Annotated in this window: 14 protein-coding genes and 1 pseudogene; 11 read left to right on the top strand and 4 right to left on the bottom strand. The window is 71.6% G+C overall.

Annotated elements, in window-relative coordinates; translation table 11 throughout:
* Positions 1-16: 16 nt before the first annotated feature.
* A complete protein-coding gene (locus BLA60_RS40550) occupies positions 17-1117 on the top strand; it encodes a UDP-N-acetylmuramate dehydrogenase (protein WP_075138422.1) in 1101 nt (366 codons plus the stop codon).
* Here BLA60_RS40550 and BLA60_RS40545 read toward each other — a convergent pair.
* From BLA60_RS40545 to BLA60_RS40535, 3 genes are all read right to left on the bottom strand, one after another.
* A complete protein-coding gene (locus BLA60_RS40545) occupies positions 1114-1827 on the bottom strand; it encodes a Crp/Fnr family transcriptional regulator (protein ID WP_075138421.1) in 714 nt (237 codons plus the stop codon). The two genes, BLA60_RS40550 and BLA60_RS40545, sit on opposite strands and share 4 nt — an antisense overlap.
* 1 nt (position 1828) lies before the next feature.
* Positions 1829-2020 carry a hypothetical protein gene (locus tag BLA60_RS40540; RefSeq protein WP_075138420.1) on the bottom strand — a complete coding sequence of 64 codons (192 nt, stop codon included), beginning with the start codon at positions 2018-2020 and terminating at the stop codon, positions 1829-1831.
* A gap of 314 nt (positions 2021-2334) precedes the next feature.
* Positions 2335-3069 (bottom strand): SDR family NAD(P)-dependent oxidoreductase, encoded by a 735-nt coding sequence (locus tag BLA60_RS40535; protein ID WP_075138419.1) that lies wholly within the window; start codon positions 3067-3069, stop codon positions 2335-2337.
* 122 nt (positions 3070-3191) lie between these two features.
* Between BLA60_RS40535 and BLA60_RS40530 the strand changes: the two genes are divergently transcribed.
* From BLA60_RS40530 to BLA60_RS40510, 5 genes are all read left to right on the top strand, one after another.
* Positions 3192-4340 (top strand): L,D-transpeptidase, encoded by a 1149-nt coding sequence (locus BLA60_RS40530; RefSeq protein ID WP_075138418.1) that lies wholly within the window; start codon positions 3192-3194, stop codon positions 4338-4340.
* On the top strand, positions 4340-5164 hold the full coding sequence (locus tag BLA60_RS40525; protein ID WP_075138417.1) for an alpha/beta fold hydrolase: 825 nt from the start codon (positions 4340-4342) through the stop codon (positions 5162-5164). Before BLA60_RS40530 ends, BLA60_RS40525 begins: the two co-directional genes overlap by 1 nt.
* A 13-nt stretch (positions 5165-5177) precedes the next feature.
* The gene (gene mshA / locus BLA60_RS40520; RefSeq protein WP_075138416.1) at positions 5178-6473 is read left to right on the top strand and encodes a D-inositol-3-phosphate glycosyltransferase; all 1296 of its coding nucleotides are present in this window, start codon (positions 5178-5180) and stop codon (positions 6471-6473) included.
* Between the two features lie 23 nt (positions 6474-6496).
* Positions 6497-6976, top strand: coding sequence for a type III secretion system chaperone family protein (locus BLA60_RS40515; RefSeq protein ID WP_075138415.1), 480 nt, complete (start codon positions 6497-6499; stop codon positions 6974-6976).
* 427 nt (positions 6977-7403) lie between these two features.
* Complete coding sequence (locus BLA60_RS40510) at positions 7404-8153, top strand: phosphoglyceromutase (protein WP_075138414.1); 750 nt, start codon at positions 7404-7406, stop codon at positions 8151-8153.
* 34 nt (positions 8154-8187) lie between these two features.
* On the opposite strand, the gene BLA60_RS40505 is transcribed toward BLA60_RS40510, so the two are convergent.
* Positions 8188-8832 (bottom strand): response regulator transcription factor, encoded by a 645-nt coding sequence (locus BLA60_RS40505; protein ID WP_075138413.1) that lies wholly within the window; start codon positions 8830-8832, stop codon positions 8188-8190.
* Positions 8833-8927: 95 nt separating this feature from the next.
* Here BLA60_RS40505 and BLA60_RS40500 point away from each other — a divergent pair, with 95 nt between their 5' ends.
* The 5 genes and pseudogenes from BLA60_RS40500 to BLA60_RS40480 all read left to right on the top strand — a co-directional run.
* Positions 8928-9815: an oxidoreductase gene (locus BLA60_RS40500; protein ID WP_075138412.1), complete on the top strand. Its 888-nt coding sequence runs from the start codon at positions 8928-8930 to the stop codon at positions 9813-9815.
* Positions 9816-9922: 107 nt separating this feature from the next.
* Positions 9923-11074 carry a sensor histidine kinase gene (locus BLA60_RS40495; protein WP_425427137.1) on the top strand — a complete coding sequence of 384 codons (1152 nt, stop codon included), beginning with the start codon at positions 9923-9925 and terminating at the stop codon, positions 11072-11074.
* Positions 11071-11757, top strand: a complete 687-nt coding sequence (locus BLA60_RS40490) for a response regulator transcription factor (protein WP_075138411.1) — start codon at positions 11071-11073, stop codon at positions 11755-11757. The genes BLA60_RS40495 and BLA60_RS40490 overlap by 4 nt, the downstream gene beginning before the upstream one ends.
* A 44-nt stretch (positions 11758-11801) precedes the next feature.
* Positions 11802-12740, top strand: a complete 939-nt coding sequence (locus BLA60_RS40485; RefSeq protein ID WP_075138410.1) for a Ppx/GppA family phosphatase — start codon at positions 11802-11804, stop codon at positions 12738-12740.
* A 79-nt stretch (positions 12741-12819) separates the two neighbouring features.
* Positions 12820-13311 (top strand): annotated as a pseudogene (locus tag BLA60_RS40480) (hypothetical protein); the annotation flags it as partial.

Below are 13311 nucleotides of genomic sequence, written 5' to 3'. Positions count from 1 at the left end.
GTTACCGTTGGAGCCCATGACCAGCCTCCCCATCGGTGCGGACGGACTCGTGGACCGCGCTGCGGTGCCCCTGTCCGGCTACACGACCCTGCGCCTCGGCGGGCCGGCGGCCCGTTTCGTGTCCGCCTCCTCGGCCGAGGACGTGGCCGCCTCGGTCAGAGCCGCCGACACCCGCGGCGAGCGGGTCCTGGTCATGGGCGGCGGGTCGAACCTGGTCATCGCCGACGCCGGCTTCCCCGGCACGGTCGTGCGGGTCGCGAACCGGGGCAGCGAGATCGACTCCCTCGGCGAGGGCCGCGTCGCCCTGACCGTCGAGGCCGGCGAGGACTGGGACGCCGTGGTCTGCCGCACCGTCGAGGCCGGCCTCGGCGGCCTGGAGTGCCTGTCGGGCATCCCCGGCTCGGTCGGGGCGACCCCGGTCCAGAACGTCGGCGCGTACGGCGTCGAGGTCGGCCAACTGCTGATCTCGGTGGACCTGCTGGACCGGGCCAGCGGCGAGATCCGCACCCTGGGGGTGGACGAGCTGGGCCTGGGCTACCGCACGTCGGTCCTCAAGGGCAGCGAACGCGCCGTCGTCCTGCGCGTGCGCTTCGAACTCACCGACGGCGGCCTGTCCGCGCCGATCCGCTACACCGAACTGGCGAGGGTCCTTGGGGTGCGCCAGGGCCGCCAGGTTCCGGTCGCACAGGCCCGTGCGGCGGTCCTGGAACTGCGGCGCGGCAAGGGCATGGTCCTGGACGCCGAGGACCACGACACGTGGAGCGTCGGCTCGTTCTTCACCAACCCGATCGTGCTCGACCGCGACCTCGGTGAGGTCCGCCGCCGCATCGCGTCCCGGGTCGGCGAGGACGTCCCGGTGCCCCAGTACCCGGCCGGCCCGGGGGCGTCGAAACTGTCGGCGGCGTGGCTGATCGAACGCGCCGGCTTCGCCAAGGGCCACCGCGGGCCGGGTGAGCGGGTGACCCTGTCCAGCAAGCACACCCTCGCGCTCACCAACCGGGGCACCGCCACCACCGACGACCTGCTGACCCTGGCCCGCGACATCCGCGAGGGCGTCATGAAGGCCTTCGGCGTGGAACTGCACCCGGAACCGGTCCTGGTCGACTGCACCATCTAGCCGGCCTGGTCGAGCTCGTCCTCACTCGGCACCTCGTGCAGCACGCACCAGCCGTAGTTGGTGGTCAGCTTTCCCGCGCGCCGCAACCGCCGAAGCGCTGCCTCGACCGATTGGTGCGACGCCCCGATCGCCGCCGCGAGATCCGCCTGGGTCAGTCCGACGATCAGGCGGATGCCCTGGGGCGTCGAGGTTCCGTGGCGCCGGGCCAGGCCGACGAGGAAGGCCCACAGCCGCCGTTCGACCCGGCGGCCGGAGTGGGAGTGCCGAACCGCGGCTTCCTGGTGCCAGTGGGCGAAGGCCCGCCACAGGGCCTCCTGGATCTCCCGGTCCTGGTCGAGGAGATCGCGGAACTTCCGCCGGGGGACAGCCATGGCGGCGGCGTAGGTCCTGTCGAGACGCATCGGTACCGGGTGATCGGTGAACAGGTGCTCGCCGTTGACCACGTCGCCGATGCCGGCGATCCGGTCGATCGCCAGGTGACCGTCCCAACGGAGCAGGTACACCTTGACCGTGCCGGCGAGAACGATCACCACCGGCGCGTCGGCGGCAGTCCAGTCGATCTCGTCGGTGTCGGTGAGCAGGGTCGCGTGCCGTTCCAGCCGGTGGATCGCCTCGGCGGAGAGCCCGGCCATGAACGAGTCCCGCAGCCACGGCTCCTCCATGCCTCGGCGGTGCCACCTGACGGTCTCCTCGACGAGTCCGAGGCCCATGTCAGGCCTGCTCGTTGAGCAGCGCGTACAGCACGGCCGGCAGTCCGGCGAGCACCGCCGCCACCGACACCAGAATTCGTCCCGCCCGGCCGGGAGTGGTCGCGGTGAGCCGCCAGACAAGTAATCCGACCAGTAGAAGAAAGGCCAGGGCGACCACCCCGGCGACGATTACCGGGACATGGGTCTGCGTCATCAAGCGTCACCTCGCTGGTGTCATGCTTCGCGGAGCCTGGGTTCGTGTGCCTGGTTAAGGGCGTGTTCGGACCCTAGAAGGCACCGGCTACGAAGCGCTAGCCCTCGCGAAGTTCTGCGAATTTATGCTGGTGAGCGAGCCGTGACGAGAGCACTCGATCTTTGTCCGCAGGGAATACGTGCATGGTATTCCCTAATTCTGGGGGACGTGACAGCTGGCTTCCCGCCAGAATGGGCCCACGGCGTCATGTTCTTCGCGGAGCCTGGGCCGGGTGGTGGGCGTCGGGGGTGGTAGCCCGGCGGCCCACCGCCAACTCACTCCCGGTGCGCCCGGGTGGCCGAGGCCTGGGCGCGCGGCTTGAGAACGATCTGGTCGATGTTCACGTGCGCCGGCCTCGTCGCCGCGAACACGATCGTGTCGGCGACGTCGTCGGCCGTCAACGGGGTCAGGCCCTGGTAGACGCCGGCCGCGCGGGACTCGTCGCCGGCGAAGCGGGTGAGGGAGAACTCCGTCTCGACCATGCCGGGCAGGATCTCGGTGAAGCGCAGGGCCTCGCCGAGGTGTTCGCCGCGCAGCGTGCGGTGCAGGACCGACTGGGCGTGTTTGGCGCTGGTGTAGCCGGCGCCGTTGTCGTAGATCTCCGTGGCCGCGATCGACGTCACCGTCACCACGTGGCCCTCGCCCGACGCGGTGAGGGCCGGCAGCAGGGCGCGGGTGACGCGCAGGGTGCCCAGGACGTTCGTCTCCCACATCCAGCGCCAGTGGTCGTCGGACGCCTCGGCCACCGGTTCGAGGCCCCGCGCGCCGCCGGCGTTGTTGACCAGCAGGCGGCACTCGGGCACGGCCCGCGCGAACGCGGTCACCGACGAGGGGTCGGTCACGTCCAGCGGCAGCGCCGTGCCGCCGATCTCCTCGGCGATGGGGTGTAGGCGGTCGATCCGGCGGGCACCCAGCACGACGTGGAAACCGTTGGCGGACAGATGCCGGGCCGTGGCCGCGCCGATACCGGAGGAGGCGCCGGTAACGACGGCCGTACCGAGGTTGTTCACGTGGACGGATCCTCATCGATTCGTCGGAGATTGGGTATGACCACTGTCACACTCGGTGGTACGCACCCTTGGTCGGCCCTGGGGCGTCCTCACAAACGCAGGCACACGCGCGGAGGTATCAGTTGAGATCACCACTCGGTTCGGTCGTCGTGTTCGTGGCGGGCCTGGCGTTGCTGGCGTCGTGCACCTCCAGTGAACAGGGGCAGGCGGCCGCCGGCGAGGCGGCGCCGGCCAAGATCGCGTTCGCGCCGGCCGACGGCGCCACCGAGGTGTCCGTGCTCGACCCGGTGAAGATCACCGTGGAGCGCGGGGAGCTGACCGAGGCCACGCTGACCAGCCCGGCGGGCGAACCCGTCGAGGGTGCCATCGCCGAGGACAAGCTCAGCTGGACCTCGGCCGAGGTCCTCGGCTACGGCAAGGCCTACACCTACGCCGCGACCGCGGTGAACGCCGACGGCAAGGAACAGAAGCTCGAAGGCACCTTCACCACCCTCGCCCCGGCCGCCACCCCGCGCGCCACCATCAACCCGGGGGACAACGCCACCGTCGGGGTCGGCATGCCGGTCAGCGTGAAGTTCCCCGAGGGTCCGGTCGAGGACAAGGCCGCCGTGGAGAAGGCCCTGACCGTCGAGACCTCCCAGGAGGTCGAGGGCTCCTGGGGCTGGCTCAACGACCAGCAGGTCGACTGGCGTCCCAAGGAGTACTGGCCGGCCAACACCGAGGTCAGCGTGACCGCCAAGCTCTACGGCCTGCCCTACGGCGGCGGCGCCTACGGCAAGGCCGACCTGAGCACCCAGTTCACCATCGGCCGCAACCAGGTCGTGAAGATCAACACCCCCGACCACAAGATGAACGTCTACCGCGACGGCCAGCTCTACCTGTCGTTCCCGTCCAGCAACGGCGACGACAAGGACCCGAACCTGAACACGCCCAACGGCACGGTCATCGTCATGGCCAAGGAGCCGGTCGGTGACTTCTCCAACCCGCGCTACGGCTACACCAACGTCAAGAAGAAGTGGGCCGTGCGGATCTCCAACCACGGCGAGTTCATCCACGAGAACGAGGAGAACCGGGCCAACATCGGCAAGGTCAACAGCTCCCACGGCTGCGTCAACCTGTTCGAGGCCGACGCCAAGCGCTACTTCGACAGCGCCCTGATCGGCGACCCGGTCGAGGTCACCGGCTCCAAGGCGAACTTCCCGACCACCTCCGACGTCTACGACTGGCTCATCCCGTGGAGCCAGTGGCAGACCATGTCGGCGCAGTCGTAGTGCGCCGCGAACTCGCCGGCGCCGGCGGCCTACCGCTGGCGGTCCGGGAAGCCGGTTCGCCCGGGTCGCCGCCGATCGTGCTGCTGCACGGCTGGGCCGCGAGCTCCACGGCCTGGGACGCGCAGTTCGCCGACCCGGCGCTGACCGCCGCGCACCGCCTGATCGCCCCCGACCTGCGCGGGCACGGCGACTCCGGGATCGCGCCCGACGGCTACGACGACCCGGACGTGTGGGCCGGGGACCTGGCGGCCGTCCTGGCCCATGCCGGTGAGCCGGCGGTGGTCGTCGGCTGGTCCTACGGCGGCCTGGTCATCACCGACTACCTGCGGGAACGCGGCAGCGCGGGGATCGCCGGGATCGTGCTGGTCGGCGCGATCACCGAGATCGGGCCCGGCCGGCCCGGCGGCATGGTCGGCCCGGCGATGGGCACCGTGCTGCGCGAGGTGCTCTCCGACGACGCCAGGGTGGCGGTGCCGGCGCTGCTGTCGCTGGTCGAGCGGATGACCGCCGAGCCGGCGACCGGTGAGCAGGTCCAGCGGCGGCTGGCCGACTGCCTGCGGGTGCCGGCGAGCGTGCGCCGGGCGCTGTTCCACCGCAACCTCGGCGGCGACGAGGTGCTCGAACGCGTGGACGTACCGGCCCTGGTCGTGCACGGCGAGGTCGACGAGGTGATCGATCTCGCGTCCGGCTGGCACGCCGCCGGGAAGATTCCCGGCGCCCGGCGGCGTTGGTTTCCTGACGTGGGCCACATGCCGTTCGCCGAGCGGGTCGAGGAGTTCGACGACGTGCTGCGAACGTTCGCGGGTTCGGTGACGAACCACTAGTCGGGAGTTGTGCGTGTCTGTGATCGAGCTCCACCGGCCGCCGCACCGGGTCGCCGTGCTGTCCGTACACACCTCGCCGCTGGAACAGCCGGGCACCGGCGACGCCGGCGGGATGAACGTGTACATCACCCAGACGGCGACCAGGATGGCCCGGCGCGGGATCGCCGTCGAGATCTTCACCAGGGCCACCTCCTCCGAGCTGCCGCCGGTCGCGGAGCTGGCGCCGGGGGTGCTGGTGCGGCACGTGCACGCCGGCCCGTTCGAGGGCCTCGGCAAGGAGGAACTGCCGGCCCAGCTGTGCGCGTTCACCGCCGGGGTGCAGCGCGCGGAGGCCCGCCACGAGCCGGGCCACTACGGCCTGGTGCACTCCCACTACTGGCTGTCGGGCCAGGTCGGCTGGCTGGTCCGGGACCGCTGGGGGGTGCCGCTGGTGCACACCGCGCACACCCTGGCCAAGGTCAAGAACGCGGCGCTGGCCGACGGCGACACCCCCGAGCCGAGGACCCGCGAGATCGGCGAGCAGCAGGTCGTGGACCAGGCCGACCAGCTGATCGCCAACACCGCCGTGGAGGCCGCGCAGCTGACCGACCTGTACGACGCCGAGCCGGAGAAGGTCAACACGGTCGCTCCCGGCGTGGACCTGGAGCTGTTCCGCCCGGGTGACCGGGCGGCCGCGCGGGCCGCGTTGGGGATCGCGCCGAACGCCGTGGTGCTCGCCTTCGTCGGCCGGATCCAGCCGCTCAAGGCACCCGACGTGCTGTTACGCGCGGCCGCCGAGCTGGTCGCGACCGGGGCGGTGCCGCGTGAGCGGCTGGTGGTCGTGGTGGTCGGCGGACCGTCGGGGACCGGGCTGGAGGCGCCGACCTCGTTGCAGGAGCTGGCCGCCGAGCTGGGGATCGCCGACGTCGTGCGGTTCCTGCCGCCGCGCCGGGGCCAGGCGCTGGTGGAGGTGTACCGGGCGGCCGACGCGGTCGCGGTGCCCAGCCACAACGAGTCGTTCGGGCTGGTGGCGCTGGAGGCGCAGGCGTGCGGGACGCCGGTGGTGGCGGCCGCGGTCGGTGGGCTGCCGGTGGCGGTGTCGCACCTGAACTCGGGGATGCTGGTCGGCGGGCACGAGGCGGTGCACTGGGCCGACGCGCTGCGCCAGGTGGTGGCCCAGCCGAGGCTGTGGACGCGGCTGTCGGCCGGCGCGGTGGCGCACGCGGGCGAGTTCTCCTGGGACCACACGACCGACGCGCTGGTCGCCGGCTACGTCGAGGCGCAGGGGGCGTTCCGCCGGGCGTTGTTCGCGCGCGACGTGGCAGTGTGACGGCTGTGACCGATCTCGACAATATGATCAAGTCCACACTGGACGAGCGGGAACTGGTCTACGACCACCCGTCCGCCGGCCGGTTCTTCGTGACGTTGCCCGGTACCAAGAAGTTGCAGACCAACTGCTGGTTGCAACTGGGTGAGCACGCGCTGGTGGTGGAGGCGTTCGTGTGCCGGCGGCCGGACGAGGCGTTCGCCGAGGTCTACCGGTTCCTGTTGCGGCGCAACGCCAAGCTCTACGGGGTGGCGTACACGATCGACAAGGTCGGCGACATCTACCTGGTGGGGCGTCTGTCGCCGCACGCGGTCACGCCCGACGAGCTGGACCGGATCCTCGGCCAGGTGCTGGAGGCGGCCGACGGCGACTTCAACACCCTGCTGGAGATCGGTTTCGCCACCTCGATCAGGCGCGAGTACGAGTGGCGGGTCTCGCGGGGGGAGTCGCTGGCCAATCTGCGGGCCTTCGAACACATGCTCACACCCGGCCAGGAGCAGGGCTGAGGCCCTCGCCGTTGGCAAGTGGGAATTCCGGCGGGATCGCGGCGCGGCTCGAGCGAGGGGGGAGTCGCGATCTCGAGCCGCGCCGCGTGGGTTCCCGCCGCGTCGGAGCCCTGAGGCGGGGGGCACCCTGGGATTCCGGGCGGGGTACGGCTCGGCAGGGGAGACGAGCCGTACTGCTGCCCTCTCGGATCAGGGAGTGCGTGGGAGCTGATCCGGTAGGGCGGGTGTCAACCTGTCAGAAGTCGGGCGGTTACACAAGGCCACGGCATATCTTGCGCTCGGTTAATTGCGTTCCGTAGGTAACTTTTGAGTCACGGTACTCCTTTGAAAGGCAACTGGCCGTGTGTTTGGCCCTCGGGAATCCCCCGAATGGGTGGTAGTGCTTGCTCTTGCCAGATCTGGCACGCTTTCCGACATGGCTGGATCGATGCACTCCATCGGAACCCTCGTCCTGTTGCGCCACGGCGAGAGCACCTGGAACGCGGAGAACCTGTTCACCGGCTGGGTGGACGTTCCGCTGTCGGACAAGGGGATGACCGAGGCCCACCGGGGCGGTGAGCTGCTCGCGGAGGCCGGCCTGCTGCCCGACGTCGTGCACACCTCGCTGCTGCGCCGGGCGATCACCACCGCCAACGTCGCCCTCGACGCCGCCGACCGGCACTGGATCCCGGTCAAGCGCGACTGGCGACTCAACGAACGCCACTACGGCGCCCTGCAGGGCAAGAACAAGAAGCAGACCCTCGCCGAGTTCGGCGAGGAACAGTTCATGCGCTGGCGCCGCTCCTACGACACCCCGCCGCCGCCGATCGAACTCGGCAGCGAGTTCAGCCAGGACGCCGACCCCCGCTACGCCGACCTCGGTGACGCCGCCCCCCGGACCGAGTGCCTCAAGGACGTCGTCGCCAGGATGCTGCCCTACTGGGAGGCCGAGGTCGTCCCCGACCTGCGCGCCGGCCGGACCGTCCTGCTCGCCGCCCACGGCAACTCGCTGCGCGCCCTGGTCAAGCACCTGGACGGCATCTCCGACACCGACATCGCCGGGCTCAACATCCCGACCGGCATCCCGCTGCGCTACGACCTGACCGACGACCTGCGCCCCCTGACCCCCGGCGGCGAGTACCTCGACCCGGAAACAGCCGCCAAGGCCGCCGCGGCGGTCGCCAACCAGGGCCGCTGAGCCCACCGGTCGCCGGAAGGGTCGGATCCCGCGCTCAGACCAGGCCGAGTTCGCGGGCGCGGACGCCGGCCTGGAAACGGGAGTCGGCGCCCAGGGCGGCCATCAGCTCGGCGACCCGGCGCCGGTAGGTGCGTACGCCGAGGCCCAGCGCCCGGGCGGCGGTCTCGTCCTTGCCGCCCGAGGCCAGGAACTCCAGCACGCGCGGGGCGATCTGGCGCAGTTCGGCGGTCTGCGCGTCGTAGACGTCCAGGTCGGTCGCGGCGCGCCAGGCGGCCTCGAACAGCGACACGACGCCCTGCACGACCTCCGGCAGCTGGATCACGCTGTAGCTGCGGGTCCCGGCGGTCAGGTCGCCGGCCAGGATCACCGTGCGCCGGTCCAGGATGATCGTCTCGTTGATCTCGTCCTGGGTGATCCGGATGTCGGCACCGGCGGCGCGGCTGGCCGCCAGCTGCTCGGCCGACCTGGGGTCGAGGACCACGCTGGGCCGGTAGATCTTGCGGACCCGCAGGCCGGCCGGGCGGTGCGCGGGCGCCGGTGGCGGTCGGCGCGCGGCGACCCAGGTGTTCAGGTCGTTGGCCGCGCAGTTGATCTCCGTGGCGCCCGCGAACAGGTGCGCGGTGCGCGCGAACAGCTCCTCCTCGCCGCGGACCACCGCGACCTGCCCGGTCAGCTCCATGCCACGAAGTCTTCCCGTCCCGCCACCGAGGCGCCACAACCGGCAAGAAGTTGCCATCCGTGGCGGCGCGCGTGCCGGCCGCACAGGCTGGAGACATGACCTCTTCCACGATCACCGCCAGCGCCGCCGGCACCTGGCGGCTCGGCGCGTTCACCGTCAACCGCCTGGGGTTCGGGGCGATGCGGTTGCCGTTCGGCACCCTCGGCGGGGCCGAACGTGACCGCGACGTCGCCGTCGCCGTGCTGCGCAGGGCGGTCGAGCTGGGCGTGAACCACCTGGACACCGCCGCCTTCTACTTCTCCCCCCGCCGCAGCTCCAACGAGCTGATCAACCGCGCGCTCGCGCCCTACGCCGACGACCTGGTGATCACCACCAAGGTCGGCCCCGGGCGCGGACCGGACGGCGCCTGGCTCCCCCAGGCCACCCCCGAGGGGCTGCGCGGGCAGGTCGAGGAGAACATCCGCCAGCTCGGCGTGGAGCACCTCGACGTGGTCAACCTGCGGATCGGCGAGGCCCTGGACCGGGGGGCCGGGTCGCTGGCCGACCGGTTCGGCGCGCTCGCCGAGCTGCGTGAGCAGGGCCTGATCCGTGAGCTGGGCATCTCCAACGTCGGGCCGGAGCACCTCGCGGAGGCGCTGGCGATCGCGCCGGTCGTCTGCGTGCAGAACCAGTACGGGCTGGGCACCCGCCGCGAGGACGACGCGCTGATCGCGCTGTGCGCCGAGCACGGCATCGCGTTCGTCCCGTTCTTCGCCATCGCCAGCGGCGACCAGGCGAGCACCGCCGACGAGGTCGTGGCCGAGGTCGCGGCGGCGCACGGCGCCACCCCGGCCCAGGTCCGGCTGGCGTGGACACTGCACAAGGGACCGAACGTGCTCGCCATCCCCGGAACGGGGGATCTCAACCACCTGGAGCAGAACGTCGCCGCCGGGGCGTTGCGGCTGTCGGTCGACGAACTCGCCCGGTTGGACACGATCGGGTGAACGCGGGTTGGCCGAGGAGCGAATTACGGCGTTCTGGATGTCAGGACAATCACCCGGAGCCGCTCAGGACTGGTCCCCACCACCCCTGAGCTGCTTACGATTCGCTCGTGACCGATCTGGTCTGGACGCTCCTGACGGCCGCGGCGCTGCTGGTCGGTCTCGTCCTCGGATTCGCGGTGGCCTGGCTTCGCCGGCGACCCGCCGAGCGCACCCCACCCGGCCCCAGCATCTCCGTACTGGTCCAGCGGCTGGTCCAGTCATCGCACAACGCGATCGTCATCCTCAACGAGTTCGGCGACGTCGTGCAGCACAACGAACGCGCCGTGGAACTCGGCGTCGTGCGCAACCGCCGCGTCGACCCGGAGACCAAGAAGGCCGTCGAACTGGTTCAGGAGACCGGTGAGCCGGTCGAGATCGAGCTGTTCCCGGCCGAACGCGGCGTCGCGGTCGGCCGGGGACCGGAAGCCGTGCGCGGCGAGGTCCGCCCGCTGGGCGAGGGCTTCTACGCCGTCGACGCCGCCGACGAGTCCGAGGCCGTGCGCCTGGAGGCCACCCGCCGCGACTTCGTCGCCAACGTCAGCCACGAGCTCAAGACGCCCGTCGGCGCCATGGCGCTGCTCGCCGAGGCCGTGCTCGACGGCGCCGACGACCCCGAGGCCGTGCGCCGGTTCACCGGCAAGATCCTGCGCGAGTCCACCCGGCTGGGCACCCTGGTGACCGAGCTGATCGCGCTGTCGCGCCTGCAGGGCGCCGAACGGCTGCCCGAGCTCAACGCCGTCGAGGTCGACGCCGTCGTGCGGGACGCGCTGTCGCGCTCCCAGCTGTCCATGGAGACCACCGGCATCGACATCGCCACCGACGCCGACAGCTGCCTGCTCGTCGAGGGCGACCGCACCCTGCTGGTCACCGCCCTGGCCAACCTGCTGGAGAACGCGGTCGCCTACTCCCCGCCGGGCAGCCCGGTGTCCGTCAGCCGCCGCCAGGTCGGCGGCTACGTCGAGATCTCGGTCACCGACCGGGGCATCGGGATCCCCGCCGACGAGCAGCAACGCGTCTTCGAGCGGTTCTACCGCCTCGACCGGGCGCGCTCGCGGGCCACCGGCGGCACCGGCCTCGGCCTGGCGATCGTCAAGCACGTCGCGGCCAACCACGGCGGCGAGGTGAAGCTGTGGAGCCGGCCAGGAACCGGCTCCACGTTCACGTTGCGTATCCCGGCCCACAGCAACGGGTCAGGTTCCACAGATGGAGGACAGTCGTGACCAGGGTGCTGATCGTGGAGGACGAGGAGTCCTTCGCCGACCCGCTGGCGTTCCTGCTGCGCAAGGAGGGTTTCACCGCCGCCGTCGCGAGCACCGGCCAGCAGGCGCTGGAGGAGTTCGACCGCAACGGCGCCGACATCGTGCTGCTCGACCTGATGCTGCCCGGTATGAGCGGCTCGGACGTGTGCCGGGCGCTGCGCCAGCGCTCCACCGTGCCGGTGATCATGGTGACCGCGCGGGACAGCGAGATCGACAAGGTCGTCGGCCTGGAGATCGGCGCCGACGACTACGTCACCAAGCCCTACTCGGCGCGGGAGCTGATCGCCAGGGTGCGCGCGGTGCTGCGCCGAGGCGGGGAGGCCGGCGACGGCGAGCTCCAGCCCCAGGTGCTGGCCGCCGGCCCGGTGCGGATGGACGTCGAACGGCACGTGGTGACCGTCGACGGCGTCGAGATCCCGCTGCCGCTCAAGGAGTTCGACCTGCTGGAGTACCTGCTGCGCAACGTCGGCCGGGTGCTGACCAGGGGCCAGCTGATCGACCGGGTGTGGGGCGCGGACTACGTCGGCGACACCAAGACCCTGGACGTGCACGTCAAACGGCTGCGGTCCAAGATCGAACCCGATCCGGCGTCGCCGCGCCACCTGGTGACCGTGCGCGGACTGGGGTACAAGTTCGAATCGTGAGGAAAGGCTTCCCGGTTCGCGACCTACCGGTAACCTAGCGCCCCGTGCGCCTCGGGGTGTTAGACGTCGGTTCCAACACCGTCCACCTGCTCGTCGTGGATGCGCACCGAGGCGCGCACCCGATGCCGGCCAGCTCACAGCGCTCCCTGCTGCGCCTGGCCGAACGGATCACCCCCGACGGCGACCTGTCGGCCTCCGGCGCCGACGAACTCGTCGCCGCCGTCGCCGGAGCCAGCCGGTCGGCCACCAAACTCGGCTGCGAGGACCTGCTGGCCTTCGCCACCTCCGCCGTCCGGGACGCCACCAACGCCCCCGACGTGCTGCGCCGCGTCCACCAGGAGACCGGTGTCGAACTGCGCGTGCTGCCCGGCGACGGCGAGGCGCGGCTCACCTTCCTCGCCGCCCGCCGCTGGTACGGCTGGTCGGCCGGCCGGCTGCTGGTGCTCGACATCGGCGGCGGCTCGCTGGAGATCGCCGCCGGCATCGACGAGGACCCCGATTTCGCCAGGTCGTTGCCGCTGGGCGCGGGTAGGCTCACCCGCGAGCGGTTCACCGGCGATCCGCCCACCCGTGCCGAGGTGGACGCCACCGCCGAGTGGCTGGCCGGACAACTGGCCCCGGTGGCGAAGAAGCTGGCCAAACAGGGCCGGCCGGACCGGGTCGTCGGCACCTCCAAGACCTTCCGGTCGCTGGCCAGGCTCACCGGCGCCGCACCGTCCTCGGCGGGCCCGAGGGTGCGCCGGGTGCTCACCGAACCCGGCCTGCGCCAGCTCGTCGCGTTCGTCACCCGCATCCCGGCCGCCGACCTGGCCGAACTCGAGGGGGTCAGCGCGAACCGGGCACCGCAGCTGGTCGCCGGCGCGCTGGTAGCACAGGCGGCGATGAGTGCGATGGGCGTGTCAGAGCTGGAAATCTGCCCGTGGGCGCTGCGCGAGGGCGTCATCCTACGGCGGCTGGACCGGACCAACGGCGAGGATTCCTGATGCCCATAATGAGCGCTGTGCGGAGCGACGCAGGCCGATCCGCTGGACGATACGCCCCTCTCCGGGCACGGTGGAGTCAATGAGTCACGAAGGCGGACCCGAGCCCACCCAGCGCACCGTCGCTGAGTTGCTCGCCAAGTACGGACAGGAGTCGGGGGAGCGCGCGCCCCGTCGCCGCCGCCGGCGTGCCGACGACGTCGAGGACACCGGCGCCCAGGCGATCATCGAACGGGTGATGTCGGAGAGCGGCGAGATGCCGGTCATCCGCGACGACACCCCGCCACCGGGACGCACCTCGCACCGCGCCAGCCGCACCGACTTCCAGCGGCCGGTCGAGCCGCCGCAGCGCCGCCGCCAGCCACCTCCGCCGCCCGCGCCCGGCCCGCCCACCGTCGCCACGCCCCCGGTCAACGGGCCCGGCTCGATGGGCCGGATCCCCGTGGTCGGCCCGCCGTCCTCGGGCCGGATCCCGGTCGTCGGCCCGCCGTCGTCCGGTCGCATCCCGGTCGTCGGGCCGCCCGGCGAGCCGCCGCGCCGCCCGAGCCAGACCCCACCGCCGCCCAACCGCCGC

This window comes from Actinophytocola xinjiangensis (genome assembly GCF_001921215.1).
In the GTDB taxonomy this organism is placed as follows: domain Bacteria; phylum Actinomycetota; class Actinomycetes; order Mycobacteriales; family Pseudonocardiaceae; genus Actinophytocola; species Actinophytocola xinjiangensis.
Note: the sequence above shows the minus strand (reverse complement) of the source record. Positions and strands in the feature narration are given on the sequence as shown.